Here is a 26,478-nt window from a genome sequence, read left to right as displayed (position 1 = left end):
GCCGCTTGCCGCCCGTCGCTCGGTTGCCGGGCGACGGGCGGTTTTGCGGGGCTAGCTGGGTTGGGTGGGGAGGGTGATCCAGGACGGGTGGGTCTTGTCGTGCCAGAGCTTGACGTCGCCGCCGAAGCTGTCCTTGAGCTGCGGGAACGGCGGGAAGAGGTGCGGGAAGTCGCCCGTCTGCACGGCCAGGCGCAGGTGGTGGCCGGGCTGAACGGACCAGGACGCCGGGAAGATCTCGACGTCTACGGTCACCGGCTTGTTCTTGGGCATCGGCTTCTGAGAGGCCTTGGTGTACGGGTGCCAGGGCTGCACGACCATCCCGTTCCGTACGACCGACCTGCCTCGCTCCAGCTCGCGCATGGACAGCGACAGCCACCCGGCGGTCAGCTGGATCGCCGAGCCGTCCGGTCCGACGTCCTCAAGTCGTACGGTCAGCTGGCTGTCACGGGACTTGGTCGAGACGGTGAAGTGGGCGTTCACCGGACCGGTGAAGCGCAGCGGACGGCCGCGTACGGGCAGGTCGTAGGTGAGGCCGGACTGGTCGTTGTACCGGTTGTCGGTCATGCACGGGATTTTCTGCGGCCCGTTGCCGAATTCGCCGCCGAACAGCAGCCACTGGAACGTCGAGCGCGAGCAGAGACCCGAGAACAGGTTCCACTTGACCGTGTCGGGCGTTCCCGAGACGGGTGTTCCGAGCGCGCCGGGACGGCCCTTGGAGGCCTGTCCTGACAGGTAGGCCTTCTGGTAGCGAACGTCGGCCGGCGGCCACTGCCGCGCGGTCCGCCACTGGTTGGCGCCGTTCTCGAAGTACGTGACCTGCTTGTTGCGCCGGTCGAGCGCCGGGTCGGGCACGCCTCGTACGTAATGGTCGAACCAGCGGAGCTGCAGCTCGCCCAGCTTCACGCCCGGCGGCTCGTTGATGACGCCGGGGAGGCTGACGCCCGCCGCCGGGATCGCGGCGATGGCGTGCGACCAAGGACCGTTGATGAACTGCACGGGCGTGCCCTTGGCCGACAGCCGCTGGTAGAGCATCGGCGTGCCGCGCTGGAACGCGTCGAACTCGCCGCCCATCAGCAGCGTCGGCACCTGGATCCGGTCGACGTAGGTGAGCGGCGAGCGCTCGCGGTACCAGGCGCTGTCGTACGCCCTGTCCCCGCCCTGGATCATCTCCGGGATCATCTTCAGGTTGCCGGCCGCCGCGTCCCAGTGCTCCTGGATGTTCTTGAGCGCGGTCGCGGGGTCCTTCAGGAGGTTGGTGTTGGGCAGGATCCCGAGCCCGGACACAGCCGCCAGGTAGGCGGGTGCGAGTTCCAGATAACCGCGGCCGCCCTTGCCGACCAGGTCGCGGTAGAGGTCTCCCATGGGAACGGCCGGGGCGATGGCCTTCAAGCCCTTGGGGCGCTGGGAGGCGGTGAAGAGCTGGTTGATGCCGCCGTACGAAATCCCGAAGAGCCCTACGCGGCCGTCGCTCCAGGGCCGGTTGTGGGAGGCTGCCCACTCGACGACCGACTTGCCATCGGAATGCTCTGGCTCGCCCCAGACAGGCCACTTGCCGCCCGACCCGCCGGTCCCCCTTACGTCTACGGTCACGATGACGTACCCGCGCTTCACCAGGGCCCAGTTGATGGGCGGCAGGGAGAGCACGGTCTTGATGTACGGCGTCTGCTGCACGAGCACAGGAAAGCGGCCGGGGACGACCTTTCCGTGCCGCGTGGGGCGCTGGATGTCGGCGAGCAGCTTTACGCCGTCCTTCATGGTGATCGGAACGTCGCGTTCGATGTCCATGCCGTCGTACTGCTCGGGGCGCGCCTTCCAGCCGTCCGCCGAATACTGCGTCGATTGCGGCAGTGGTGGCGACTGAGGCACCTGAGGCGAGGCCCCGGCCTTGCCGACTCCCGCTGAAGCCGGCGGAGTCGGCACAACGGCGACTAGCGAGGCGGCGGCCAGTCCTGCGGTCGCGATGGCGGCCGCGCCACGTCGGATTCCTGCCCGGCCGGTGGTGAGCTTGCTGGTCATGAGTTGCTCCCCAGAGGAAGGTCGAGGCTGGACGGGCCGGAGAAAGTGAGCGTGCTGCCTGCCTTGCCCGCGTCCATGTAGCGGAAGTCCTTGGTGTCGATGACCAGAGCCAGGCGGTGACCGGCTGGCAGGTCGTAGCCGGTCGACTGCAGCTTCAGGTCGATGGGGAGCGGCACGCCGGTCTTCACGTCCCGCAGCGTGTACGGCGCGTATGTGATGAGGCGGCCCGTGCCTCTCGCATCGACGTCGTAGAGATAGCTGAAGAAGCTGTTGGTCGGTGCAGTAGTGGTCACGTTCGTACGCAGCCGAACCTCACCCCGAAGCCGCTGAACCCCACCACCGCCAGAGCCGCCGTCGCCGCCCGCTCTGTCGCCCCCGCCCGCGCTGCTACTTCCGCCTGCGCCGCTGCCGTCGCCGCTTCCGTCCGCGCCGCTGCTGCTGCCGTTGCCCGTGCCGCTGCCGCCCGTGCCGCTGCCGCCCGCGCCGCTGCCGCCCGCGTTTCTGCCGGCGCCGCTGCCGTCGCCCGCGCCCCCGCCCGCGCCGCTGCGTCCGGCCACGCCGCTCCCAAGGGGTGCGGTTTGCCAGACCGCGCCGTCCTTGCGTGCGATCTCAGAGAGCTTCACGGTCGGCGCGATCCCGGTAACCTGGTCGATCGCGTTGGTGAGGAAATGCAGACCCGAGTCGGCCTTGGTCTCGCCGCCGCCCTGGATCGTGGTCGAGCCCGTTCCCGCCTCCGCCCTAGCCCCACCGCCGCCCGCCGGTACGAGACGTTCACCCGCACCCAACGCGTACCGCTCAGCTCGCGGCGCGATGGTGGACCAACTACCGTACGGCTCACGCTTACCGGGGTTGAACGGGTCCTGCAGACCTGGCTTGTTGACCCTAGGTGTGAGGACGACAGGCGCGTCCTGCGGCACGCCCGTCCGCCCCGCAAGGTTCTTGTCGAAGAACCGGGTGAAGCTGTCCCACACCGGATTGGGCAGCCCCGCGAGCCCCGTGGCCTCGCTCGTCGCGTGGTCGCCCGGCGCGAACTCCAGGTGCTTGTTCGGCACGGTGAGCCGGTTGAAGAAGGCGACGAACTGGTTGGGCGGGAAGAAGCTGTCGCCCCACCCGTTCGCCAGGAAGACCGCGGTCCCGTTCTTGTTGATCTCGGTGGCGCGCCGGGAGGCCGACCGGACGTCCGCGAACGCCAGGACCTTTTGCGTGGCCGGATCCGACTCGTGCTCGGCCTTCTGGAAGATGTTCATCATCTCGGTGAACTCGGCGGACGGACGGCCCAGGATCCGGCCGACGCCCCACAGCAGCGGCACGGTCAGCGAAACGCGCGTCTTGTTGGGGTAGAGCGACTCGCGCAGGTCGGCGAACGCGCTGAGGCCGCCGACTGCCTTGGTTCGTTTGTCGTACGCGGCCATCTCCAGCGCCATGTCGCCGCCGTACGAGACGCCCGCGACGCCCAGCCGCGCTGGGTCGGCGGTGCTGTTGGCGATGAGCCAGTCGTACGCGGCGGAGATGTCGCTCAGATCCTTGGGCCCGGCGACGTCGATCTCGCCGCCCGACCCGAAGAGGCCGCGCGGGGTGAACGACAGCACGACGTAGCCACGTTCGGCGAGCTTGAACGCCTGGAGCAGGTACTCGAAGTCGTTCGCCGCCCAGCTCGCCGGGAACACGATCGCTGGATGCCTGCCCGGCCCGGAAGGCTCGACGACATTGGCCTTGAGCTTCACGCCGTCCCGCGCCGGCAGATCGAAGAATCGCAACCTGGACCGGACGGCGGCGGTGGTCGTTGCCGGGGTGGAGGCAGTCGCCGGCGGGGTGAGGGTGCCGAGAGCGACGGTGAGCGCGGCGGCTGCCAGGGCGAGGGTCGACCTTCGGTTCATGGGCGACGACGGTAAGCGAATGATTACAGCCCCACCATGACCCGAGCGCTCACCGCCCCTGGCCGAACCGCTCAATTATCAGACGCGGAGTCAATAGTCCGGTAGGTGCCCGGCGTGGTGCCCGTCCAGCGCTTGAACGCCCGGTGGAACGCGCTGGCGTCCGCGAACCCCAGCCGTACGGCGATCTCCTCCACGCTCAGCTTGCCGTCCGCGAGCGCCGCGATCGCCGCGTCCCGGAGCACCTCCTCCTTGATCACACGGAACGAGGTGCCCTCGGCCTGCAGATGCCGCCGCAACGTCTGCGGACTCACCGCCAGCCGCGCCGCCGTCTCGGTCAACGACCCGTACCCAGGCCCACCCACCGCCCCTGCCCTACCCGAGCTGCCCGGCCCGCCCGAGCCACCCGCCCTGGCCGGTCGCCCCGATCCGTCTCGCCCACGTGCCTGGCCGCCCGAGCCGGTCGCGCCCGACCCGCTGGACGTGCCGGACCCGCCGGGACGGCCGGATATGCCAGGGCCGCTGGACGTGCCGGGGCGCCTGAACGCGCCGGACCTGCCGGACGTGCCCGAGTCGCTGGACCCGCCGTGCCCGCCGAGGCGGCCGTGCCCGCCAGACGTGCCAGGCCCGCCAGACGTGCCAGGGCCGCTGGACGTGCCGGACGCGTCGGGACGGCCGGTCGCGGCAGAGCCGCCCGAGCCGCTGGACGTGCCGGACCCGCCGGGACGGCCGGACCCGCGAGGCGTGCCGGATGAGCCGGTCGCGCCGTTGCGGCCGGTCGTGCCCGGGCCGCTGGACGAGCCGGGACGGCCGGACGCGCTGGACGGGCCGGGGTGGCTGGATGCGCCGGATGCGCTGGACGTGCCGGGGGCGGCTGTTCGGGCTGGGCCGCCGGATACGGCGAAGGTATTGGAGCCGGTGGTGGTGAGGATGCGGCGGACTCGGTCGGTGTAGGAGGAGGCGGGGCGGGGCGGGCTGATCAGGTCGGCGGGGGCGGCGGCCATGCGGGCCCATAGGGCCGCTTCGTCCTGGACGATCGGGGCGGCCAGGTGCGAGGCGTCGAATACCAGGGTCGTGAGCTCGTGGCCGTACGACATGGGGCAGCCGAAGATGGGGCCGTATTCGACTACGTGGGGTGGGGGCGGGTAGCCGAACTCGAGCCGTACCAACGGCACGCGCAGGTCGATCACCCAGCTGACCACCCGGTGCCAGATGATCAACAGGGATTCGGTGACGAAGTGATCGGGGTCACGGAGGGAGCCCAGATCGATGGTCAGGCGGAAGTCGTCAGGCCCTGTGGTCAGGCCGAATCGCACGTCCGTGGGGAAGAGATGGTAAAAATCCGCGGCGCGCCGCAGTGCGGTCGCCAGATCGGGGCTTCCCAGCGCTACCAGGCACATCATGGCGAACGTTCCGCGCCTGCAGGAGAAGTCCCCGAGCCCGATGAACTCGTCCCCCATCGCGTCCCACAAGGCGCGGATCAGCTCTGAGTACTGCTCTCGCGTCACTCGCGCCCGCGGGTCGTCCAGCAGCGCGGGCGGGATCCCGGCGCGCAGCAGTACGGGCCAGACGTCCATGCCTTGTTCCACGGCTCCGCGCAGCGCGCTCCGCACGAAGTGGATCGCGATCGTGCGGGACGCCATGGGACAAAAGTAGCCGTAGCGGCTAGTGAGGAGGAGCCCCTGAACAGGGTCAGGGCATAAGGAGGTACCCCGGCGACGTTAGACTGAACAAATCACTCTTACGACGCCCAACGCGTCAGGCTCGTCCTTGCAGGCCACTGATCACGAAAACGTGGTGCCTCCCGAGACGTGCCCCCCTCTCGGAAGGTAATGCGTGACATCTCTGCCTGCTGGTAATGCCCTGCCTGAGTCCGGCCCGTCGGCCGACGACTCCGCCACGGTCCCCACGTTCGCCGAGCTCGGCCTGCCCGAAGCTCTGGTGGCGGGCCTGGCGCGCCAGGGCATCGAGGCGCCGTTCCCCATCCAGGCCGCCGCCATCCCCGACGTGATGGCCGGCCGTGACGTGCTCGGTCGTGGCAAGACCGGCTCCGGAAAGACCCTGGCCTTCGGCCTGCCCCTGCTCGCCCGCATCGCGGGCCAGAAGGCCGCGCCGAAGCGCCCGCTCGCTCTCGTCCTCGTTCCGACCCGCGAGCTCGCTCAGCAGGTCCAGAACAACCTCGAGCCGCTCGGCCGCTCCGTCGGCCTGCGGTTCAAGACCGTCATCGGCCAGACCTCGATGTTCAAGCAGATCGACGCGCTTCGTCGCGGCGTCGAGGTCCTGGTCGCCACGCCGGGCCGTCTCAAGGACCTCATGCGCCAGGGCGCGTGTGATCTTAGTGACATTCAGATCGTGGTTCTCGACGAGGCCGACCACATGGCGGACATGGGCTTCCTGCCCGACGTCACCGACATCCTCGACCAGGCCAAGCCGGGCGGGCAGCGACTGCTCTTCTCGGCCACCCTGGACAAGGACGTCGACGTCCTCGTCAAGCGCTACCTCGACGAGCCGGTCCGGCACGCCATCGGCCCGGTGGACGAGTCGGTCGACACCATGGACCACCACCTGCTGCTCGTCGCGCCCAAGGAGAAGTCGGCGATCACCGCCGAGATCGCCAACCGCGAGGGCAAGACGATCCTTTTCGCCCGTACCAAGCACGGCGTGGACCGGCTCGCCAAGCAGCTCACCCAGGCCGGGGTCCGCGCCGCGGGCCTGCACGGCGGCAAGAGCCAGGGCCTGCGCACCCGCACGCTCGCCGAGTTCACCGAGGGCTCGTTCGACGTGCTGGTCGCCACCGACGTCGCCGCGCGCGGCATCCACGTGGACGACATCAGCCTGGTCCTGCACGTCGACCCGCCGGCCGACCACAAGGACTACATGCACCGCGCCGGTCGTACGGCCCGCGCCGGCGAGCGCGGCACCGTCGTCACGCTCGTCCTCCCGCACCAGGTCCGCTCCACCCAGCAGATGACCCGCCGGGCCGGCATCAACGCCCCCCGCACCCGGGTCACCTCGGGTGACTCCGAGCTGGTCAAGGTCACCGGGGCGCGCGTGCCGTCCGGCATCCCGATCGAGGGTCCCGTCGTTCCCGAGCGCCCCAAGCGCGAGGGGCGCGGCGGCGGCCGTCCGGGCGGGCGGCGTCGTGGCGGCGGCTTCAACGGCCGCGGCCCGCGCTCGTTCGACCGCCAGGGCGGCGGCGACCGTCGCGAGGGCTCGTACGGCGACCGCCGTGAGGGCTCCTCCTACGGCGACCGCCCGCAGCGCGGCGACCGTCCGTACGGCGACCGCGACCGCGCCCCGCGCGGCGAGCGCTCGTACGGCGGCGGCGAGCGCGGCTCGTACGGCGGCGACCGTCGTGACCGCGGCCCGCGCGGCCAGCGGCGCAACGGCGGCTCGCACAACGGCGGCCCGCGCCGCGAGGGCGGCGACCGCCGCCCGGCCCGCACCAACTGATCGGACGCACGACGCATAACGCACGGCCCCCGGCAGACCCAGTCCGCCGGGGGCCGTCGCACGTCATCCCGCACGCACAACCTCAGCGGCGACCAACCCGCCCAACCGCCCCCGCCCCAGCGGTCACCGCCCGGCCGAACGCGCGTTCGCAACGTGTGGTCTGCTGAACGTTCCGAACGTTCATATAACGCTCGCCGCTCGTCACGGCACCCGCGCTGAACGTGGGTGACACCTGCTCTGTGGCAGGAGTCACACGTCGCGCGATCGGTGAACGGGGGTGTTAGGAAGGGGTCAGCCGGCTTCTTCTCGGAGTTTGTCCTGGAGGAGCTGGAGGCCCTCCAGGCCGTCCACCGAGAGGGCGGCGAGCTCGTCCAGCGAGATGAGCGGGTGGTTGCGGAGGGGCGGGTCCCAGCCGGACTCGGGGTCGTGGCTGCGCAGGACCTTGGCGGGGACGCCGCCGATGACCGAGTGGTCGGGGAACTCGCCGCGGACCACGGCGCCGCCGGCGACGGCCACGTTCCGGCCCAGCCGGGTGCCGGGGAGGATGATCGCGCCGGTGCCGATCCAGCAGCCGTCGCCGATCACGACCGGGTTGTTCTCGGGCCATTGGCGGCCGATGGGGGTGTCCAGATCGCCGTAGCTGTGGTTCTGGTCGGTGATGTAGACGTTCGGGCCGGTGAAGACGTCGTCGCCGATCTCGATGGACTGGTGGCCGACGATGTGGGTGCCGCGGCCCAGGGAGCAGCTCGAGCCGATGCTGACGATCACGTCGGGGCCGAGGTCCAGGCCGGGAACGAAGCCGGCCGAGATGGTGACGTGGGTGCCGACGAGGGTGTGGTTCCCGATCGAGATCCAGGGCTCGCCGTAGATCGCACCCACCGGGAAGCCGATGCAGGCGCCCTCACCGAGGTAGGCGAACTTGCGGCGGCCGTGCGTGTGCGGAGTGATCTCGCCTTGGCGCTGGACCCATTCCCAGCCGCGGTGGACGGCCGTGTGCACGCCCCGGCGGGCCTTGGCGGTCAGGAAACGCCGGATCGAGCTGGCTGTCGGTGGCATGCGGGTCCCTGGCTCTCTGGAGTCGTCGCGCATGTCAAGGTACCGGTTGGTAGCCACGGGCCGGATACCGCCTGCCAGGAACTCACCAAAAGCACCAGGAGTCACGGGACGCCCGTTGCGCCTACGACGTCGCCAGGAACGCGAGCGGGAACGAGAGAAGGCCCGGCCGTGAGGCCGGGCCTTCCTACGCTGTGTTACGGCGTCCGAACGTGGCCGTCGACTTCGCCCTTGACCGGAGACTCCTCCTTCTCCGGCGCCGGAACTTCGTCGACCATCGCCTGCATGTTGCTGCGCCGGGTCGCCACAGCCCCGGCCACACCGACGGCCGCGACGGCCGCCAGCAGCATCAGCACGGCGTTGCGGCCGCGATGACGGGGCTTGGGCGGTTCGACCCGGTCTGCCATACCGGAAAGGAACGAACTCACCCGCGGAGCCAAACCGGACTCCACGTACCGCGAGGCCTGCTCGAGCCGGGGCGCGCCCCAGCCGCGGGCGACCATGATGCGGTCACCGGCGATCTCACGCGAACGTGAGGCCGCCGGGGCGATCCGCTCCGCCGCGCTGGAGGCGCCACTGCGCCACATGTCAGCGCCGTGCCGAGCCGCCTCCTGCATACGGCCGAGCCGCGAGAGTGACTCTTCCTGCGGCTTCCGGCGGATACTAATCATTAGGGACACGCTAACCTCCCTGTTTGCGAGGTCCTGCCAAGCAGCCTTCCCATTGAACGGGGGGTAAACCCTGTGCGTAGGATCATGCGATCACGCACAGTGAGGCAGACGTGCATACCCGAAGGCGCATATTCCCATCTCGACGAGGAGGCGGCCCACCCGTGGCTGAAGAACTCTTTGCGACGCTCAACACCAACCTTGGCAAGATCGTGGTCCAGCTCTACCCGGACAAGGCGCCGGTGACGGTCGAGAACTTCGTCGGCCTCTCCGAGGGCACCAAGGAGTGGCGCCACCCCGAGACCGGCGAGGTCAAGAAGGGCGAGTCGCTGTACGCGGGCACGATCTTCCACCGCATCATCGACGACTTCATGATCCAGGGCGGCGACCCGCTCGGGCGCGGCACCGGTGGCCCCGGCTACCAGTTCAAGGACGAGTTCCACCCCGAGCTCAAGTTCGACAAGCCCTACCTGCTCGCGATGGCGAACGCCGGGCCCGGCACCAACGGCTCGCAGTTCTTCATCACGACCAACGTCGCCAACACCCGGCACCTCACCGGCCGCCACACGATCTTCGGCAAGGTGATCGAGGGCACCGACGTCGTCGACCGGATCGGCAACGTCCCGACCGGCCGGATGGACAAGCCGGTGGACGACGTCGTCATCGAGTCGGTGACGATCGAGCGTCGCCAGTCGTAGTACTAGGTGAGGACGCCGGCCCCTTGGCGTCGCCCGGCGGCACTCGCTTGACGCAAGGCGTCCCCGCGGAACGCGAGACGGCCACTCGCTGACGCGAGACGGCCCCTGCGTAACGCGAGGCGTCGCCGCACCGACCATCTGAAGACGCTGCCACGGCCAGCACCACGGAGCCACGTGATGAGCACAGACCCGAGCACCTCGTCCGGCGCCGACACCCCGGTGCCGACCTGCTACCGGCATCCGGGCCGGGAGACGTACGTGCGTTGCACTCGCTGCGACCGCTACATCTGCCCGGAGTGCATGCGGGACGCGTCCGTGGGCCACCAGTGCGTGGAGTGCGTCGCCGACGGCAACAAGTCCGTGCGGCGGCCGACGACCACGCTCGGCGCTCGCGTGCCCACCTCGGACACGCCCGTGGTGACCTACTCGCTGATCGGCCTGTGCGTCGTGGCGTACGTGGCCGAGCTGGCGTCGGTGAAGTTCTTCAGCGACTTCCTGATGGTCGGGAAGGCCGTCGACCAGTTCGGCGTCCCGATCGCGGGGGTCGGCGTGGCCGAGGGCGAGTGGTGGCGGCTGTTCACCTCGATGTTCCTGCACCAGCGGCCGAGCGGCGGATCGTTCGGGATCACCCACATCCTGTTCAACATGTGGGCGCTCTGGGCGCTCGGCCCGGCGCTGGAGCGGGCCCTCGGCCGGTGGCGGTTCCTGGCGCTCTACCTGCTGTCGGGCCTGGGCGGGAACGTGCTGCTCTACCTGGTGGACCCGACCGGCTCGGCGGTGGGGGCGTCCGGCGCGATCTTCGGCCTGTTCGGGGCGTTCTTCATCATCGCCCGCAAGTTCGGCGGCCAGGTCGGCCCGATCGTGTTCCTGCTGGTGATCAACCTGGTCATCACGTTCTCGGTGCCGGGGATCTCGTGGGAGGGGCACATCGGCGGGCTGGTCACCGGCGCCCTGCTGGCGCTGGCCTTCGTGTACGCCCCGGCGAACCGCCGGCAGGCCGTCCACGTGGGCGCGTCGCTGGGCATGCTGGTGCTGCTCGTCGCCCTGGTGGTGGTGAAGACGTCCCAGGTCACCTCGGGGGCCGCGTAACCCTGTGGGATCGCCATGCCGCCGTACGGCATGACGGGGCGGGGGCGCGGCCGCCTGTCGCGTGACCCGCGCGGTTCACGCCCGCGTTCGGCGAACGTGACATCGCCTATGGCGTGGCCGTGCGGGTGGCGTCGCGGATCAGCTCCGCGGCGGCACCCGCACGGGCCCGACCGACACGATCCTGTGGATAACTTGGGGAGAACCCCGCCGCCCGTCCCCAGTCTGTGGATAACTTTCGTGGATTGAACGGTGCGGAAGTGGGGTACCGCGTCAGCGCCAGCGCGTGGACAAGATCACGCCGAGGATGATCGCGGTGAAGCCGATCCCGAGGTTCCAGTTGTGAAGGTCGCTCATCACCGGCACCTTGGTGTCGGTGCTGGCGGTCACGTAGAACGTCGCGATCCAGGCCAGCCCGACCAGCCAGAGCGCGACCATGGTGGGGACCAGCCAACGCGGGCTGACCTCGGGCGCCTTGGACTTCTGCGGCGGGGTGTAAACGGCCTTCTTGCGCACTTTGGACTTGGCCACGGTGGGATCGATCTCCTCGGGCGGGCGACGGCCGGAGCGCCGGTCCGCGCATGGGTGTTTTGTCGGTTAGCGTAGTCGCTGGTGAGCAGCGTACGGCGTCGAACGTGGGGAAGCATCATTCCAGCCCTCACGCTAGTGGCGGGAACCTTGTTCGCGGCGAGCGCGAGCACGGCCCGCGGTACCGACCTGCGCGAGGACGGGCGCACCCGGATCACCGAACTGATCACCGCCGAGCAGCGCCGCACCCATCGCGAGCGCACCGACTACCAGCGCCTACGCGAGCAGGTGGACGCGATCTCCCGGCGGGCCGGGCAGCGCGACGACCGGGTGCGGCAGGCGCAGACCGCCGCCGACGGTCTTGCCGCACGCACGGGATTCGCCCCAATGCAAGGGGCTGCCGTACGCGTCGCGCTGAATGACGCGCCCCAGCGCGACTACGGCCGCACCGTGAGCCCGGACGATCTCGTGGTCCATCAGGCGGACGTCCAGGCGGTCGTGAACGCCCTCTGGGCGGGCGGCGCCACCGGAATGCAAATTATGGACCAACGTGTGATCTCCACAAGCGCCGTGCGGTGCGTGGGCAATACGCTGATCCTGCAAGGGGTCGTCTACTCGCCTCCGTTCAAGATCACCGCGGTCGGTGATCCGGGCCGGCTGCGGGCCGCGCTGGGCGCCTCCCCGGAGATCGCGATCTACAAGAGGTACGTGCAGGAGTACGGGCTCGGCTACAGCGTCGGCACCGTGGACCGCGCGACCCTCCCCGCGTTCACCGGAAACGTGACGATCAACCATGCGAGGGTGCCGAGGGACGGCGGCGCCTAGGGGGTGCGGTGCGGATTGCCATCCGTGGCCTGGGTGAGCTGTGCATCACCGCCGGGCTGGTCCTTCTGCTCTTTGTGACCTACGAGCTGTGGGGCACCGGCAGGTACACCCATCAGCAGCAGGATCGCCTGGGCAAGGAGCTCCTCAACAACTGGCGCTCCCAGAAGGTCACCACCGAGCGCGTCAAGCTCGGCAGTGGCCTCGCGATGATCCGAATCCCGCGTTTCGGCTCCAAGTACAAGTACGTGATCGTCGAGGGCGTCGACCTGGCCGACCTGCGCAAGGGCCCCGGCCACTACCCCGGCAGTGCGATGCCCGGCCAGATCGGCAACTTCGTCGTCTCGGGCCACCGCACCACCTACTCGGCCCCGTTCAACCGCGCGGCCGAGCTCCGCGACGGCGACCAGATCCTGATCGACACCCGCGACAAGCAGTACGTCTACAAGGTCACCGGCCGCAAGGTGGTCCAGCCGACCACGGTCGAGGTCACCGCCGCCGTGCCGTTCAAGCCCAAGGACAAGCCCACCAAGCGGCTGATCACCCTCACCACCTGCAACCCGAAGTACTCGGCCGCCCAGCGCCTGATCATCTTCGGTGAGCTGTCGGCCGAACTGCCCCGCCGCTAGGAGGCCCCATGTACGCCTGGATCTGGCGCCACCTGCCCGGCCAGTGGCCCCTCAAGACCGCCGCCGCCACGGCCCTCGTCGCCGCCTTCGCCCTCGTCCTCTGGTACGTCGCCTTCCCCTGGCTCGAACCGAAGGTCCAGTTCGACCGAGGCGTCATCAACACCCCCTCATCCCCGTCCGCCCCCGCAACCCCCGACCGCCGCTGACCCCTCGACCGCCGCTGACCCCTCGACCGCCGCTGACCCCCCGACCGCCGCTGACAGCCGATCACCGCTGACACCCGCCGGTCGGCCGTCCCAGGCCCAGGCCCAGGCCCAGGTGAACGAACCGCATGCCGAGGCGCCGCAGATGCACGTTGAAGCGCCGGAGATAATCGTGCCGTGCGCGTTCTGGTGGTCGACAACCACGACAGCTTCGTCTTCAACATCGTTCAGTACCTGCTCGAACTGGGCGCCGACTGCACGGTCAAGGATCGTTCCGACGTCACCCTGTCCGACGCCGAGACCGACGGCATCCTGCTGAGCCCCGGCCCGGGCCACCCCGCCGACGCCGGCGTCTGCCTGGACCTCGTCGAACGGGCCGCAATCCGCAACACACCCCTGCTCGGCGTGTGCCTCGGCCACCAGGTGATCGCGTACGTCCACGGCGCCACGGTCTCCAGAGCACCCGAGATCGTGCACGGCTACACCGGCCAGATCCACCACGACGCCCAGGGCGTCTTTCACGGCCTCCCCACGCCCCTGGAGGCCACGCGCTACCACTCGCTGGCCGTCGAGCCCGCGACGGTCCCCGAGAGCCTCGAGATCACCGCCCGTACGCCCGACGGGATCGTGATGGGTATCCGACACCGCAGCCGCCCGATCGAGGGTGTGCAATTTCACCCCGAATCCGTCCTGTCCGCATACGGCCACGAGCTGCTCGGCAACTGGCTCGCGACCTGCGCTTTTACCGTATGACTCCCAAGGTCGCGAGCCGTTCGACCAACCCGGGAGAAATCTCTGGAGGAAATCTGTAACACCGGGTGCCCCCGATACGAAGACCATGACGAGGGCTTCCGCCATTGCCCCCGAGTGGCGGAAGCCCTCTTCGCGTCTCCAGACCCCGATCCAGAGCCTCAGCGATCCAGGTCCAGAGCCCTCAGCCACAACGAAACGCCCGGCCTCCCCTGAGGGAGAGCCGGGCGTTCGGCGTTCTGGCTGGGATCAGCCGCCGTCACCGGGCGGGAAGGACGGCGGGAAGGGCGGGCTCGTCGACGGGGTCGGCGAGGGCTTCTGGACCACGTAGATGGTGATCGTGTCACCCGGGGCCACCTTCGCGCCCGCGGCCGGCGACTGCTGGTAGACCTGGCCAGGGGAGAGCGGCTTGTCCGGCGGCGGGGTGCCGAGAACGGTCTTGCACTTCAGGCCCAGCGCCGAGAGTTGGGCGCAGGCGGCCCGCTGGCTGTTGTTGGTCAGGTCGGGCAGTTCGACGGTGCTCGGGCCGGTGGACACGTACACGGTCACGTCCGAGTTCTTGGGCGCCTTCTGCGGGTTGGGCGGGTCGGTCCGGATGACGGTCCCGCGCTTGACGGTGTCGCTGGTCTCGGAGTTCTTGTTGACGTTGAAGCCCGCGTCCTCCAAGATTCCCTTCGCCTCGGCGTAGGACTTGCCCTTGACGTCGGGGATCTCGTACTCCGTCGGCGGCTTCTTGCCCTTGGACACCGTGAGGGTGACCTCGGCGTCCTTGGCGACCTTGGTGTTGGCGGCGGGATCAGTGCTGATCACGTTGCCCTTGGAGACATCGTTGTTGTAGTCGTGCTGGACCGTCGGGTTGACCTTGAGGCCCTTGGCGACGATCTCCTGCTTGGCGGCGCTCTCGGAGAGATTGGCGACCGCCGGGACCGCGATCTTGTCGCCGGCCGACTTGTCGCCGCCGCTGGTGAGGGCCCAGCCGATGAGGCCGGCGCCGCCGATGAAGAGGACGGCGAGGGCGATCCAGAGGGCGGCCTTCTTGCCGGCTCCGCCGCCGCCGCGTTCGGGGTGGTAGGGCTCGTCGTACTGGACGGGCGGCAGGTCGTAGCCGGTGCGGCCCGCGGGGGGCTGCACCTGGGTACGGCCGGGCATGGCGCCCATGACCTGGGTGCCCTGCGGCTGCGCGCCCATCAGCATGGTGGACGCGGCGGTCGAGGCGACCGGCTGGCCGTGCATGGCCCGCTGGATCTCCTGCCGGAACTCCGTCGCGTTCTGGTAGCGGTTCTCGGCGTCCTTGGCCATCGCCTTGAGAACGATCGCGTCGGCCCACGTGGGGATCTCCGGGTCCACCTGGGACGGCGGGATCGGCTCCTCGCGGACGTGCTGGTAGGCGATCGCCACGGGGGAGTCGCCGGTGAACGGCGGCTTGCCCGTGAGCAGTTCGTAGAGGACGCAACCGGTCGAGTAGATGTCGCTGCGGGCGTCGACGCGCTCGCCCCTGGCCTGCTCGGGCGACAGGTACTGGGCGGTGCCGATCACCTGGGCGGTCTGGGTCATGGTGGACGCCGCGTCGTGCATGGCGCGGGCGATGCCGAAGTCCATGACCTTGACCTCGTGATTGCGGGTGAGCATCACGTTGGCCGGCTTGATGTCGCGGTGCACGATCTGACCGCGGTGGCTGTAGTCGAGGGCGCGCAGGATGCCGTCGGTGATCTCCAGCGCCTTCTCGGGCATCAGCGCGCGGTTCTCGCGGAGGAGATCGCGCAGCGTGCTGCCGTCGACGTACTCCATCACGATGTAGGGGATGGAGGTGTCGCCGATCGTGTCCTCGCCGGTGTCGTAGACGGCGATGACCGACGGGTGGTTGAGCGAGGCCGCGGACTGGGCCTCGCGCCGGAACCGGGCCTGGAACGTCGGGTCGCGGGCCAGGTCGCTGCGCAAGGTCTTGATCGCGACGACACGATCGAGTCGCAGATCTCGGGCACGGTAGACCTCGGCCATGCCGCCGCGCCCGATCACGGTATCGAGCTCGTAGCGGCCGCCGAGCAGCCGAGGTTGACTCATATGTGCACTTTCCCTCTTACGTCTACACCTTGTCCTTCGAACCTAGTCCCCCGCTATCGGTCGGCGAGGGATCCGGGCTCGGAGTTGACGGAGTCGTGGTGCTCCCCGTCGGTGTGGGTGTTGGCTTTGGGGCGGTGGGACGTTCCTTGGTCGGTTTCCTGGTGGGCTTCTGTGAAGGGGACGCGCTGGGCGTTCCGTTCGTTGTCGTGGGAGACGCGTGGCGGCCGGTGATCCGCGGATGGGACTCGCGTCGCACCGGTGTGGCGCCCGCCGTCGGGGCCACCTCGTTCGGCTGAACGGCCGGGAGCCTGGTCGGACTGTCCTGGACGAGCCCTGCGGCGGCGAACCCCCGCCAGAGCGACCCGACCACGATCACGCCGAGCAGCAGGACACCGGCAGCCACCGAGGTGTACGTCAGTGCCGTGCGTCGTTGCCCGGTCACCCCCGTGAGGGTATCCGGGGTTCCCCCGCCGTCAAACTCTGGCAAAGGGCCTGATATCGGTAGCCCCTTCGTGTTCTGGGGAGTGGGCCCGCCGTCTTCCGGCATGGCGCCCTTCCACAGGGGCATCGGCCGCGAGCCGCCCGCTCGCGTACCGCCCGTGCGCGAGCCGCCCGTGCGCGAGCCGCCCGTACGTGAGCCGCCCGTACGTGAGCCGCCCGTACGTGAGCCGCCCGTACGTGTGGCGGCTCCTCGCGTGTCGTCCGCCCGTTTGGCGCCCGCCTGCGTGCGGCCCGCCTGCGTGCGGCCGGGGCGCGAATCGCCCGGCCTCGCGGGGTCTGCCCGCGTGGCGCTCGGCTGCGAGTTGCCCGCCGGGGTGCCGCCTGGTGTGGCCTCTTCCTCAGGGAACGAGGCGGACAGGCTCAGAGTGTCGCGGATCACCATGGCGCGGTCGGCGACCGCGGTGGCGCTGGCGGGACGTTCCGCCGGGGTCTTGGCCAGCAGGTCCGCGACCAGCGAGCGGACCGGGCCGGGGACGCCGGGCGGCAGCTCCGGCGGGGCCTCACGCACGTGCTTCAGGGCGATCACGACGGGGGTGTCGGCGTCGAACGGTGCGGCGCCGGTGAGGCACTCGTAGGCCACCACGCCGAGCGAGTAAAGGTCGCTGGCCGGGGTGACCTCCTGGCCGGAGGCCTGCTCGGGCGAGATGTAGTGCGCGGTGCCCATGACCATGCCGGTCTGGGTCTGGGAGCTCGCCATCTTCAGCCCGCGCGCGATCCCGAAGTCGGTGATCTTGACGGTGCCGTCGGCGGTCACCAGCAGGTTGGCGGGCTTCACGTCGCGGTGCACGATCCCCGCGGCGTGCGCGACAGCCAAAGCCCGCGCGGCCTGGGCGATCAGGTCGAGCGCGGCCTCGGGGGTCAGCCCGCCCGTACGGGCGAGGATCCCCGACAGCGGCTCGCCCGGCACCAGCTCCATGACCAGATAGGCGCGCCCGTCCACCTCGCCGAAGTCGTACACCTGGGCGATCCCGCCGTGCTGCAGCGCGGCCGCGAACCGCGCCTCGGCCTGGAACCGGCCGCGCGCCCGGGTGTCGGTGATCAGCTCATCGCGCAGCACCTTGACCGCGACCTCGCGGGCCAGGGTCTCGTCCATGGCCCGCCAGACCTCGCCCATTCCCCCGGTGGCCAGCAGCTCCAGCAGCCGGTACCGGTGGTTCAGGACGAGGCCAGGGGTCACTTCTTCAGCACCGCCTGCATGATGTCCGCGGCGATCGGGCCCGCGCCGGTGGCGCCGAAGCCCTGGCCCTCGGTGACGACCGCGAAGGCGTAGCGCGGGTTCTCGATCGGGCCGTAGCCGACGAACCAGCGGGCGTTCGGGATGCCCGGGCCCTGCTCGGCGGTACCGGTCTTGCCGGCGATGTTCTGGCCCTGGAGGTTCTTGGCGGTGCCCTCCGCGACCACGGCCTTCATCATGTCCTTGATCTGGTCGGCGGTGTCGGCCTTCATCGGCTGCGAGTACATCTTGGGCTTGGCGTCGTACAGGCTGCTCTGGTCCTTGGCGCGCACCTTCTGCACCAGGTACGGGTTCATGATCTTGCCGTTGTTGGCGACCGCGGACGCGACCATCGCCATCTGCAGCGGGGTGGCGCGCACGTTCTCCTGGCCGATGCCGGAACGGGCGGTGCCGTCCTTGCCGGTGTTGATCTGCTGGCCGGTCTTCGGGTCGCGGATCGAGACCGGGACGTCGCTCTTGGCGGCGCCGAGGTTGGGCTCGACGTCGATGGTCTCGCCGAAGCCGAAGTTCTTCGCGGCGTCGTGCAGCTTCTGGATGCCGAGCTGCAGCGCGAACCGGCCGAAGGTGGTGTTGCAGGACTCGGCGAAGGCCAGCTTCAGCGGCGCCTGGCCGCCGCACGGGCCGCTGTCGCTGTCGTTCGGGAGCGGCTTGCCCGACTCGGGCAGGACCAGCTGCGAGGTGTCGACGGTGCTCTGCTCGCTGAGGCCCATCTGCTCCATGGCCGTCGCGGCGACCACGGTCTTGAACGAGGAGCCGGGCGGGAACGTCTGGCTCATCGCGTTGTCGATCAGCGGCTTGATGACGCCCGGCTGCTTGTCGAGCTGCTCCAGCCGCTTGCCGCCCGCCTCGCCCTTCTGCGGGGCGACCTCGTTCGGGTCGTAGGAGGGGAAGGACGCCAGCACCTTGACCGCACCGGTCTTGATGTCGATCACGGCGGCGCCGGCCCGGCGGGAGGTGGTGGCCTTCAGCTTGTTGTACGCGACCCGTTGCGCGTCGGTGTTGAGCGCCAGTTCGACGTCGGCGCCCTCGGCCTGCTTGCCGATCAGGTAGTCGAACCAGTGCTTGCGGGTGATCCGCTTGTCACGGCCGCCCAGCAGCGAGTTGTAGGCGAACTCCACGCCCCTGGACGGGCTGCCGTTCCAGAAGCCGGTGACCGGGGAGAAGATCGGGCCGTCGGTGTAGTCGCGGCCGTACTTCGGGTTGTCCTTGCCCGTCTCCTTCGACTGGGCCAGCACCACGCCGTCGGCGGTGATCTGCCCGCGGTAGGCGTTGAAGACGTCGGCGAACTGCCGGGTGTTGCGCTTGTCGTCGCGCAGGCTCTGGGCCTCGCTGCCCTGGACGTAGTTCACCTGAGCCATCAGCCCGAAGAACAGCAGCAGGCCGAAGATCGCCACGCGGCGCAGCGGCTTGTCCATGTTCATGAGGAGTGGATGTCCTTACCTCGTGCTCACGATCTGGGTCATGCCCTCGTCCTGGATCGCCTGGGGGGCCGGCTTGCGAGCGTCGTGGCTCATCCGGACCAGGATCGCGATCAGGATCCAGTTGGCCATCAGCGAGGAACCGCCCTGGGACAGGAACGGCGTGGTCAGACCGGTGAGCGGGATGAGCCGGGTGACACCTCCGACGATGACGAACACCTGCAACGCCAGCACGAACGAGACGCCGCCGGCGAAGAGTTTCAGGAAGGGGTCGCGTGCGGCGATGGCGGTCTTCATCCCTCGCTGCACGATCAAGGCGTAGATCAGCAGGATCACCATCAACCCGGTGAGGCCGAGTTCCTCACCCATCGAGTCGAAGATGAAGTCGCTGAAGGACAGCGGTGTTCGCCATGGTTCGCCCTGGCCGAGGCCGGTGCCGAGCACCCCTCCCTGGCCGAGGGCGAACAGGCCCTTCATCAGCTGGGCGCTGTCGGAGAACTCGCCGCCCATCTGGGCGCACACGCGCGCGCCCGCCCCGAGGGGCTTGCCGCTCGCGGCGGCTTCCTTCTTGTAGACGTCGGTGTCGGGGTTGACCGGGATGACCTTGCCGTGGACCAGGCAACCGCCGTCGAAGTAGGGCTTGGGGTTCTGCCAGATGTCGATGCGCTGGTTCACGTGGCCCATGAACGGGAGCAGCGTGGCGATGAAGATGCCGACCGCCAGCAGGCCCATGCCGATCATGACCCAGGAGACCCGCTGGGTGGCGATGTAGAGCATCGACACGAACAGGCCGAAGTACAGCAGTGCCGTACCGAGGTCCTTCTGGAGGAACAGGACGCCGAGCGCGAAGACCCAGATCACGATGATCGGGCCCAGGTCGCGGGCGCGCGGCAGGCTGAGCGGCCCGACCTTCTTGCCGATCAGCGACATCGCCTGGCGCTTGTTGACCAGGTAGCCGGCGAAGAAGACGACCAGCATCAGCTTGGCGAACTCGCCCGGCTGGACCGAGAACGGGCCGATGAAGATCCACACCCGCGCGCCGTTCACCGAGGCGCCGAGGCCCGGCACGATCGGCAGCAGCAGGAGGACCAGCGCGGACAGGCCGACGATGTAGGTGTAGCGCTGCATCGTCTTCGGGCTGAGCGCGAAGCGGCCCTCGCCGTTCTTGGTGTCGCGCATGATCAGGATCGCCACCACGAACAGCAGGATCCCGACGAACGTCCACATCAGCTGGCCCGACGCGGACGCCTCGTCCTGCGGCAGCTTCTTGCTGGCCGCGCGCGCCGCCTGCGCGATCTGCTTGGACTTGCTGGTGTCCAGGTCGAGCCGGTAGATCATCGCCAGGCCGAGCCCGTTCAGCCCCACCGCGAGCGGCAGCAGCAGCGGGTCGGCGTACGGCGCGAACTTGGCCTGGACGACGTAGGCGCCGATCGCCAGCAGCACCAGCGCGCCGCCGTACAGCGGCAGGCCCGCCGGGAGGTTGCCGTCACGGGCCAGGCCGACCTCCGCGAACGCCGACAGCGTCAGCACCATCGCGAAGACCAGCAGGAAGAGCGACGCCGCGTTCCGCCGGGTGTACGGGATCTGCGCGCGGATCTGCTTACCGAGAGAACTCATCAGCCGTGGCTTCCGCCCTTCGACCCGGCCGGGCAGCCCCTGACGGACGGGTCGCCGTTCTTGCACTGCTCCTTGTGGGCGCCCAGCTCGTTGAGCTTGTCCGTGGCGCCCTTCAGCCCGATGAAGGTGAAGGAGCCGTGCTGCACGCCGTCGGCGTCGGGACCAGGCAGCTCCTCCAGGCGGATCGCGCTGTCCTGGACCTTGGTGACCTGGCAGTTGGCCTGGCCCTCGCCCTTCTTGATGATGACCTTGCCGCTCTCGTTGCGGAGCGAGAACTTGCAGACCTGCGATTTCAGGTCCTCGATGCCCTTGCGGGCACTGCTGACCGGGAAGGTGTCCCTGACGTCCTGCTGCTTGTTGGCGGGCAGGTCGGCCACCATGATCGCGGGGCTGGGCTGGTCCTTGGCGTCGGCCTTGCGGGACAGGTCGATGAGGGGGATCTTCTGGTTGGTGCCGCGGTAGACGACGACCTTGCCGTTCTCCTGGCCGACGTAGTAGCCGCCGCGGAGCTGCTGCACGGTGAAGAAGCCGCCGGCGACGAGACCGATGATGATCACGCCGACCGCGACGATCAGCCACGTCCAGCGGCGCGCACCGCCGCCGCCGCGCATGGCCCGGCGCTCGCGCCGGGTGGCGGGCTGGGCCATCGCGCCCTGGGGCGGCGGGCCCATCGGGTCGTTCGCCGGTGCCGGTGCGGGCGGCGGCATCTCGTCGACCGCGACCGGGGGCTGGGGCATGGTGTCGCGCAGTTGCGCGGCGCGGCCCGCGGGCGTGTCGGCCGCGGTCACCTGGGCGGCCTGGCCGCCGGGACCGCCGCCGGGCATGTCGGGGGGCGCGGCGGCGTTCGCCGCGGCGCCGACCGAACGGCCGGGCATCGGGGGCTGCGGCTGCTGGCCGAGGTCGACGACATCGGCCACCACGCAGGTGATGTTGTCCGGGCCGCCGCCACGGTTGGCCAGGTCGATCAGCTGCCGGACGGCCTGGTCGGGATCGGCGACGTCGGTCAGCACCTGGAAGATCGTCTCGGCCGTGATCACGCCGGACAGGCCGTCCGAGCACAGCAGGTAGCGGTCGCCGACCTTGGCCTCGCGCAGCGACAGGTCCGGATCGACCTCGCCGCGCCCGTCGAGGGCGCGCAGCAGCAGCGAACGCTGCGGGTGCGAGGCGGCCTCGTCGGGGCTGATCCGCCCCTCGTCGACCAGCGACTGCACCAGCGTGTGGTCATGGGTGATCTGGAACAGGCTGCCGTCGCGGAGCAGGTAGGCGCGCGAGTCGCCGATGTGCACCAGCGCGATCTGGTTGCCCGCCCACAGCATCGCGGTGAGCGTGGTGCCCATGCCCTGCAGGGCCGGGTCGCCCTCCACGATGCGGTGCAGGTTGTCGTTCGCCGACTTGACGGTCCGCTCGAGCGAGGCCAGCAACTCGGTCGCCGGCAGCTCCTTGTCGAGCCTGCGCAGCGCCTCGATCGCGGCCGCACTGGCGATCTCGCCGCCGACGTGGCCCCCCATGCCGTCGGCCACGGCCAGCAGATGCGACCCCGCGTACGCGGAGTCTTCATTTCCTTCGCGCAGCATTCCGACGTCGGAGCGCGCGGCGTATCGGATTCCCAGAGTCATTTGCGCAGCTCGATCACGGTCTTGCCGACACGGACCGGCACGCCCGGGGGAACCGGCATCGGCCGGCTCACCTTCGTGCGCCCGAGGTAGGTCCCATTGGTGGAGCCGAGATCTTCCACGATCCACTGACCGTCCTGCGCGTAAATGCGGGCATGCCGGCTCGAAGCGTAGTCGTCGGTGACCACGAGCGTGGCGTCATTCGCCCGACCAATGGTGATCGGTGCCCCCGTGAGATCGATGACTGTCCCCGCACGTTCGCCCTGAACGACCACCAATTTCGTCGGTGCCCCACTCGGGCGCGGCGCGCGAGGCTGCTTGGGCGGCCGTGCCGCCTTGGCCGGACGCGGTGGCTGGGCCGCCTTGGCCGCCGCCTTCGACGACCCGAACAGGTCGGCTCGGATCACGCCGACGGCCGCGATGACAAAGAGCCAGAGCACCGCTAGGAACGCCAGCTTGATCAGCGTGAGGGTGAATTCGGACATCGGAGTCGGGGTTACTCCCTATCGCGGCGGAACACGAGTGTCGTGCGCCCCATCGTGACGCGGGAACCGTCGACGAGTGTGACTCGCCTGATCGGCTGACCGTTCACGAAAGAGCCGTTGGTCGACCCTAGATCCACGAGAACGATTTCGGGACCTTCTAGACGGATCTCGGCATGGTGCCGTGAAACGCCCGGATCGACAAGGCGCAGGTCGCAATCGGTGCCGCGACCGAGCAGTGTGACCGGAGTGTTGATCTCATAAGTGCGCTGGGTGGCGTCGGCGCCCTCCACCGCGGTCGTGACCAGCAGCCGGGGATGACCCCCGAAGGCGCCCTGGCGCCCCTGCGGCACGTCACTGGCCGGCCGGCGGATCTCTCCGCCCTCCACGGTCGAACCGCGGATCACGCCGGATCGGATGCGGAACATGCCCGTGGCCAGATCGCCGGCGTTCTCGAAGCGGACACGCACCGGGCCCACAAAGGAGTACCCCTGCTCCTTCGCGTACTCCCGAGCCAGATTCGCCAGCTCCTGGCTCAGGCTGTCGGCGTACACCTGCAGCCGTTGCCCGTCCTGCTCAGAGATCTCGACGACGAAGTCGTTCGGTACCAGCGTCCGGCCCTGAGCGACGATCGCGGCGCGATCGTCCATCTCACGCTGCACAGCACTGGCCACCTCGACCGGCTGCAGCTCAGACTTGAAGGCCCGGGCGAAGGCTCCTTCGACCATGCCCTCGAGCCTTCGCTCGAAGCGCTGAATGACGCCCACGGGCACCTCCCTTCCCCACTGGTAGACGATCGTATCGGTGTGAAGGTTCGCTCGAAGTATGTGGATACCTAACCACTGCTCAGGCCGTGCTAGCCTTTTCGAGCACCCAGGGCGAACCCCTGAGAGCAACACCCTAGGGCGGGTGGCGGAACGGCAGACGCGCACGGTTCAGGTCCGTGTGTCCGAAAGGATGTGAGGGTTCAAATCCCTCCTCGCCCACTTCAGAGTTGGGAGTGGTGTGGTCGTCGCGCTTCGCGCGACTTCCCGCCACTCCTTCGTCATGTTTGCCTGGGGGGCGACCCCCAGACCCCCGGGCGAGGGGCTTCGCCCCCCGCGCCCCCCACCTCTTGAGTGGTGCGGGCTCTTCGTGGCTTTTTGCCGCTCGCGTCACGTGGGTTCCCGGTGGCCTCTGGGGTTCGGGGCTCGGGTCGCTGGGCGTCGGCATGCCTTTACTCTCCCCGGCTGTGCGGGGTCTGACCACCCGTCCAGGTCACGGCTTCATCAGGAAAGCCGGCGCGGAGATCCTGAACTGTGCTGCGGGAGCAAGGACCTAACTTGCGGTGCCCCGGGTTCAGGGAACGTGGGGGCGGGATGGTGAGTTCGAGTCGCGGTCCCCGACGATGCTTCCGATTCCTTCCGGGCACGGCGTCGATCGCGCACCTGGAGGAGAACGTTGCGGCGGTCGGCGTTGAGCTGTCCGACGAACAGTTCGAGCGGCTGTCGGGGCTGTGATTTGTATCGGGCGCTATAGAATGGCGCCATGGGAAGAACGCCGGGCCGGCCGCGGGCCTTCGACCGCGACGAGGCCCTGGAAAAGGCACTCGTGGAGTTCTGGCGGCACGGGTACGAGACGACGTCGGTGGCCGGCCTGACCGCCGCGATGGGAATCCGCCCGCCGAGCCTGTACGCGGCGTTCGGTGACAAACGGAAACTGTTCGGCGAAGCGGTCGCGCACTACCAGGCGACGCACGGCGCGTTCACCACGCGCGCGCTGGCCGAGGAGCCCACGGGACGGCAGGCGATCGAACGGGTGCTGCGCGAGGCCGCTGTGAACTACAGCGACCCCGCGCATCCCCCGGGATGCCTGATCATCACCGCGGGCGCCAACCACAGCCCGGAGGCCGCCGAGGTCGAGGAAGAGCTGAGGGGTTACAGGGTGGCGGCCAAGCAGGCCTTCGCCGACCGCATCGCCGAGGACGCCGATGCCGGGCGGATCCCCGCCGACAGCGACGTTGAGGGGCTCGCGACGTTCTACGCGGCGACCGTTCAGGGGATGTCGCGGCAGTCTCAGGACGGCGCCACCCGTGAGGAGCTCGAACGGGTCGCCGACCTGGCCATGAAGGCCTGGCCTCTGTAATCAGAGCGCTACGGAGAGTAGCATTGGGGCAAAGGGGTGAATGCTCCGATGCTCAAGTACGCGAAATGGGCCGCCCTCGCCATGGTGGTCTGGTACATCATCAGCCGGCCGGCCGGTGCCGCGGACGTGGTCCACCAGGCCGCTCAGGGGCTCACGTCAGCGGCGAACTCCCTGACCGTGTTCATCGGCGGTGTGCTGCCATGATCAGCCGCACCCTTCGAACTCCGGGACGCTCTCCACCAGGTGCACCCCGCTCGCGCCGAACCACTTGCGCAGCAGCCGCGAGGCGGTGCCGTCCTGGTACATCTCCGTGATCGCCTTGTTGACGCCCTCGCAGCCGTCGATGTCGCCCTTGCGCAGGCCCACGCCGTAGCGCTCGTCGCTGAACGGCGCGCCGACGACCTTGACCTTGGACCGGCCCTCGGCCGCGAAGCCGGCCAGGACCATGTCGCCGGTGGAGACCGCGTCGACCCGGCCGTCCAGCAGCATCTGGTAGCAGGCGCTGTAGGACGGCGAGGGAACGGTGACGGCCGGGATGCCGAGACCCGAGACCACGCGTGAGGTGGACACCGAGCCGCTGGCCTGGCACATACGGCGACCGGCCAGGTCGTGGGCCTGGTGGATCCGGTTCTCGCCCACGCGCACCATGATGTCCTGGTGCGCCAGGTAGTAGGGGCCGCCGAAGGTCACCAGCTTGGCGCGCTCGGCCGTGATGGAGTACGACGCCAACACGATGTCGACCTTGTGCTTGTTCAGCAGGCTCTCGCGGTTCTCCGACGTGACGGTCGCGTACTCGACCTTGGTGGCGCCCATCTTGCGGGCGATGTAGGTGCCCGCGTCCACCTCGAAGCCGCGGTACGTGCCGCCCGTTCCCTTGAGGCTGAGCCCGGGCTGGTCCGCCTTGACGCCCACGGTGATGGTCTTCTGGTCGGCGATCGAGGCCGAGCTGGAGGCCGTGCAGCCCGCGAGGGCCGAGGCGGTCAGGGCCAGCGCGGGCAGTGCCGCCGCGGCGGCCGTACGTGGAAGGCCTATGAGCACGCTGCCAGAGGTAGTCGCCGTGGATGAACGGCCGCCCTACGGCGCGTGGCCTCCAGGCATCCTCCCCTGGCCGCTACCGGACCGGGATGGACGGAACCGGATCCGCCCAGAGTCAACCGGCCCCGCCCCAGGGCCCGAAACCAGGTAGCAGGGGCCGGGCCGCTACCAAGCGGCTGCAGCGGGCTCCGGCCGCGGGAACGGCCGCCGCCATGGCCGGGGCAGGTCCGGGGTAAGCCGAGGTCCGGTCGGGCCGGAAATGGGCCCGAGACCCAGGCAGCGGGGGCCAGGACCGGGCTGCCGCCGAGTGGCTGCAGCGGGGTCGGGCCGCGGGAACGGCCGCCGCCATGGCCGGGTGGGTCCGGGGTCTGGTCGGGCCGGGGTCGGAGGCGAAGCCCAGGCAGCGGGGGCCCGGGGCCAGCCCGCCGCCAAGCGGCGGCAGCGGGTCCGGCCGAGGAACGGGCCGCCGCCATGGCCCGGGATCGGTCCGGGCTAGGTCCGGCGTTCGGTCGGGCCGCGGGAACGGGCCGCGGCGGGAGCGGGCCGCGGCGGGAGCGGGCCGTGGTGGGAGCGGGCCGTGGTGGGAGCGGGCCGTGGTGGGAGCGGGCCGTGG

23 protein-coding genes and 1 tRNA gene are annotated in these 26,478 nt (G+C 69.6%); 10 read left to right on the top strand and 14 right to left on the bottom strand.

All coding sequences use genetic code 11. The annotated features are described in order from the left end of the window. Positions 1 to 51: 51 nt before the first annotated feature. From J4573_RS40780 to J4573_RS55660, 3 genes are all read right to left on the bottom strand, one after another. A complete protein-coding gene (locus J4573_RS40780) occupies positions 52 to 2,016 on the bottom strand; it encodes a CocE/NonD family hydrolase (protein ID WP_208261513.1) in 1,965 nt (654 codons plus the stop codon). Beyond that, complete coding sequence (locus J4573_RS40775) at positions 2,013 to 3,893, bottom strand: CocE/NonD family hydrolase (RefSeq protein ID WP_208261512.1); 1,881 nt, start codon at positions 3,891 to 3,893, stop codon at positions 2,013 to 2,015. Before J4573_RS40775 ends, J4573_RS40780 begins: the two co-directional genes overlap by 4 nt. Positions 3,894 to 3,964: 71 nt before the next feature. Continuing rightward, entirely contained in the window at positions 3,965 to 5,533 is a 1,569-nt protein-coding gene (locus J4573_RS55660; protein ID WP_208261511.1) for an AraC family transcriptional regulator, read from the bottom strand. Between the two features lie 193 nt (positions 5,534 to 5,726). Here J4573_RS55660 and J4573_RS40765 point away from each other — a divergent pair, with 193 nt between their 5' ends. Continuing rightward, positions 5,727 to 7,343, top strand: a complete 1,617-nt coding sequence (locus J4573_RS40765) for a DEAD/DEAH box helicase (protein WP_307797305.1) — start codon at positions 5,727 to 5,729, stop codon at positions 7,341 to 7,343. A 291-nt stretch (positions 7,344 to 7,634) separates the two neighbouring features. Here J4573_RS40765 and J4573_RS40760 read toward each other — a convergent pair whose 3' ends face one another. Both J4573_RS40760 and J4573_RS40755 read right to left on the bottom strand, forming a co-directional pair. Next, positions 7,635 to 8,399, bottom strand: coding sequence for an acyltransferase (locus J4573_RS40760; protein ID WP_208261510.1), 765 nt, complete (start codon positions 8,397 to 8,399; stop codon positions 7,635 to 7,637). A 194-nt stretch (positions 8,400 to 8,593) separates the two neighbouring features. Continuing rightward, the gene (locus J4573_RS40755; protein ID WP_208261509.1) at positions 8,594 to 8,983 is read right to left on the bottom strand and encodes a hypothetical protein; all 390 of its coding nucleotides are present in this window, start codon (positions 8,981 to 8,983) and stop codon (positions 8,594 to 8,596) included. 245 nt (positions 8,984 to 9,228) lie between these two features. Between J4573_RS40755 and J4573_RS40750 the strand changes: the two genes are divergently transcribed. Together J4573_RS40750 and J4573_RS40745 are read left to right on the top strand one after the other, a co-directional pair. Then, complete coding sequence (locus J4573_RS40750; protein ID WP_208261508.1) at positions 9,229 to 9,762, top strand: peptidylprolyl isomerase; 534 nt, start codon at positions 9,229 to 9,231, stop codon at positions 9,760 to 9,762. A 177-nt stretch (positions 9,763 to 9,939) separates the two neighbouring features. Further along, entirely contained in the window at positions 9,940 to 10,851 is a 912-nt protein-coding gene (locus tag J4573_RS40745) for a rhomboid family intramembrane serine protease (RefSeq protein WP_208261507.1), read from the top strand. A gap of 270 nt (positions 10,852 to 11,121) precedes the next feature. Here J4573_RS40745 and J4573_RS40740 read toward each other — a convergent pair whose 3' ends face one another. After that, entirely contained in the window at positions 11,122 to 11,379 is a 258-nt protein-coding gene (locus J4573_RS40740; RefSeq protein WP_208261506.1) for a cell division protein CrgA, read from the bottom strand. Positions 11,380 to 11,526: 147 nt separating this feature from the next. Here J4573_RS40740 and J4573_RS40735 point away from each other — a divergent pair, with 147 nt between their 5' ends. The 4 genes from J4573_RS40735 (at position 11,527) to J4573_RS40720 (ending at position 13,783) form a co-directional block, all read left to right on the top strand. Beyond that, positions 11,527 to 12,201 (top strand): DUF881 domain-containing protein, encoded by a 675-nt coding sequence (locus J4573_RS40735; RefSeq protein ID WP_243774388.1) that lies wholly within the window; start codon positions 11,527 to 11,529, stop codon positions 12,199 to 12,201. Between the two features lie 8 nt (positions 12,202 to 12,209). Then, on the top strand, positions 12,210 to 12,827 hold the full coding sequence (locus J4573_RS40730; RefSeq protein ID WP_307797303.1) for a class E sortase: 618 nt from the start codon (positions 12,210 to 12,212) through the stop codon (positions 12,825 to 12,827). Positions 12,828 to 12,835: 8 nt separating this feature from the next. Then, positions 12,836 to 13,033 (top strand): hypothetical protein, encoded by a 198-nt coding sequence (locus J4573_RS40725; RefSeq protein ID WP_208261504.1) that lies wholly within the window; start codon positions 12,836 to 12,838, stop codon positions 13,031 to 13,033. Between the two features lie 174 nt (positions 13,034 to 13,207). Next, the gene (locus J4573_RS40720) at positions 13,208 to 13,783 is read left to right on the top strand and encodes an anthranilate synthase component II (RefSeq protein WP_208261503.1); all 576 of its coding nucleotides are present in this window, start codon (positions 13,208 to 13,210) and stop codon (positions 13,781 to 13,783) included. A gap of 246 nt (positions 13,784 to 14,029) precedes the next feature. Here the strand turns inward: J4573_RS40720 and pknB are convergent, their stop codons facing one another. From pknB to J4573_RS40685, 7 genes are read right to left on the bottom strand one after another with little or no spacing between them, the layout of a single operon-like run. Beyond that, complete coding sequence (pknB, locus tag J4573_RS40715) at positions 14,030 to 15,841, bottom strand: Stk1 family PASTA domain-containing Ser/Thr kinase (RefSeq protein WP_208261502.1); 1,812 nt, start codon at positions 15,839 to 15,841, stop codon at positions 14,030 to 14,032. A gap of 22 nt (positions 15,842 to 15,863) precedes the next feature. Continuing rightward, complete coding sequence (locus tag J4573_RS40710) at positions 15,864 to 17,519, bottom strand: serine/threonine-protein kinase (protein WP_208261501.1); 1,656 nt, start codon at positions 17,517 to 17,519, stop codon at positions 15,864 to 15,866. After that, positions 17,516 to 18,997, bottom strand: a complete 1,482-nt coding sequence (locus J4573_RS40705; RefSeq protein ID WP_208261500.1) for a peptidoglycan D,D-transpeptidase FtsI family protein — start codon at positions 18,995 to 18,997, stop codon at positions 17,516 to 17,518. Before J4573_RS40705 ends, J4573_RS40710 begins: the two co-directional genes overlap by 4 nt. A gap of 15 nt (positions 18,998 to 19,012) precedes the next feature. Then, a complete protein-coding gene (locus J4573_RS40700) occupies positions 19,013 to 20,611 on the bottom strand; it encodes an FtsW/RodA/SpoVE family cell cycle protein (protein WP_208261499.1) in 1,599 nt (532 codons plus the stop codon). Continuing rightward, on the bottom strand, positions 20,611 to 22,227 hold the full coding sequence (locus tag J4573_RS40695; RefSeq protein ID WP_208261498.1) for a PP2C family protein-serine/threonine phosphatase: 1,617 nt from the start codon (positions 22,225 to 22,227) through the stop codon (positions 20,611 to 20,613). The genes J4573_RS40700 and J4573_RS40695 overlap by 1 nt, the downstream gene beginning before the upstream one ends. Beyond that, positions 22,224 to 22,709: an FHA domain-containing protein FhaB/FipA gene (locus tag J4573_RS40690; protein WP_208261497.1), complete on the bottom strand. Its 486-nt coding sequence runs from the start codon at positions 22,707 to 22,709 to the stop codon at positions 22,224 to 22,226. The genes J4573_RS40695 and J4573_RS40690 overlap by 4 nt, the downstream gene beginning before the upstream one ends. 11 nt (positions 22,710 to 22,720) lie before the next feature. Continuing rightward, positions 22,721 to 23,473, bottom strand: a complete 753-nt coding sequence (locus J4573_RS40685; RefSeq protein WP_208261496.1) for an FHA domain-containing protein — start codon at positions 23,471 to 23,473, stop codon at positions 22,721 to 22,723. Positions 23,474 to 23,609: 136 nt separating this feature from the next. Here J4573_RS40685 and J4573_RS40680 point away from each other — a divergent pair. The 3 genes from J4573_RS40680 to J4573_RS40670 all read left to right on the top strand — a co-directional run bounded on the left by J4573_RS40680 (position 23,610) and on the right by J4573_RS40670 (position 25,034). Further along, positions 23,610 to 23,692, top strand: a tRNA-Leu gene (locus J4573_RS40680). Positions 23,693 to 24,233: 541 nt separating this feature from the next. Next, the gene (locus J4573_RS40675; RefSeq protein ID WP_208261495.1) at positions 24,234 to 24,830 is read left to right on the top strand and encodes a TetR/AcrR family transcriptional regulator; all 597 of its coding nucleotides are present in this window, start codon (positions 24,234 to 24,236) and stop codon (positions 24,828 to 24,830) included. A gap of 48 nt (positions 24,831 to 24,878) precedes the next feature. After that, positions 24,879 to 25,034, top strand: a complete 156-nt coding sequence (locus J4573_RS40670; RefSeq protein WP_208261494.1) for a hypothetical protein — start codon at positions 24,879 to 24,881, stop codon at positions 25,032 to 25,034. On the opposite strand, the gene J4573_RS40665 is transcribed toward J4573_RS40670, so the two are convergent. After that, positions 25,035 to 25,868, bottom strand: coding sequence for a glutamate ABC transporter substrate-binding protein (locus tag J4573_RS40665; protein WP_307797301.1), 834 nt, complete (start codon positions 25,866 to 25,868; stop codon positions 25,035 to 25,037). Between the last annotated feature and the right edge of the window lie 610 nt (positions 25,869 to 26,478).

The sequence above is a fragment of the Actinomadura barringtoniae genome (genome assembly GCF_017573505.1).
GTDB classification, from domain to species: domain Bacteria; phylum Actinomycetota; class Actinomycetes; order Streptosporangiales; family Streptosporangiaceae; genus Spirillospora; species Spirillospora barringtoniae.
This window is presented reverse-complemented; position numbering and strand designations above follow the sequence as displayed.

Bases quoted from the DNA above. Each gene is read 5' to 3' on its own strand.
- J4573_RS40780 (WP_208261513.1), bottom strand. From the start codon at position 2,016: ATGACCAGCAAGCTCACCACCGGCCGGGCAGGAATCCGACGTGGCGCG.
- J4573_RS40775 (WP_208261512.1), bottom strand. From the start codon at position 3,893: ATGAACCGAAGGTCGACCCTCGCCCTGGCAGCCGCCGCGCTCACCGTC.
- J4573_RS55660 (WP_208261511.1), bottom strand. From the start codon at position 5,533: ATGGCGTCCCGCACGATCGCGATCCACTTCGTGCGGAGCGCGCTGCGC.
- J4573_RS40760 (WP_208261510.1), bottom strand. From the start codon at position 8,399: ATGCCACCGACAGCCAGCTCGATCCGGCGTTTCCTGACCGCCAAGGCC.
- J4573_RS40755 (WP_208261509.1), bottom strand. From the start codon at position 8,983: ATGTGGCGCAGTGGCGCCTCCAGCGCGGCGGAGCGGATCGCCCCGGCG.
- J4573_RS40745 (WP_208261507.1), top strand. From the start codon at position 9,940: ATGAGCACAGACCCGAGCACCTCGTCCGGCGCCGACACCCCGGTGCCG.
- J4573_RS40725 (WP_208261504.1), top strand. From the start codon at position 12,836: ATGTACGCCTGGATCTGGCGCCACCTGCCCGGCCAGTGGCCCCTCAAG.
- pknB (WP_208261502.1), bottom strand. From the start codon at position 15,841: ATGAGTCAACCTCGGCTGCTCGGCGGCCGCTACGAGCTCGATACCGTG.
- J4573_RS40705 (WP_208261500.1), bottom strand. From the start codon at position 18,997: ATGAACATGGACAAGCCGCTGCGCCGCGTGGCGATCTTCGGCCTGCTG.
- J4573_RS40700 (WP_208261499.1), bottom strand. From the start codon at position 20,611: ATGAGTTCTCTCGGTAAGCAGATCCGCGCGCAGATCCCGTACACCCGG.
- J4573_RS40695 (WP_208261498.1), bottom strand. From the start codon at position 22,227: ATGACTCTGGGAATCCGATACGCCGCGCGCTCCGACGTCGGAATGCTG.
- J4573_RS40690 (WP_208261497.1), bottom strand. From the start codon at position 22,709: ATGTCCGAATTCACCCTCACGCTGATCAAGCTGGCGTTCCTAGCGGTG.
- J4573_RS40675 (WP_208261495.1), top strand. From the start codon at position 24,234: ATGGGAAGAACGCCGGGCCGGCCGCGGGCCTTCGACCGCGACGAGGCC.
- J4573_RS40670 (WP_208261494.1), top strand. From the start codon at position 24,879: ATGCTCAAGTACGCGAAATGGGCCGCCCTCGCCATGGTGGTCTGGTAC.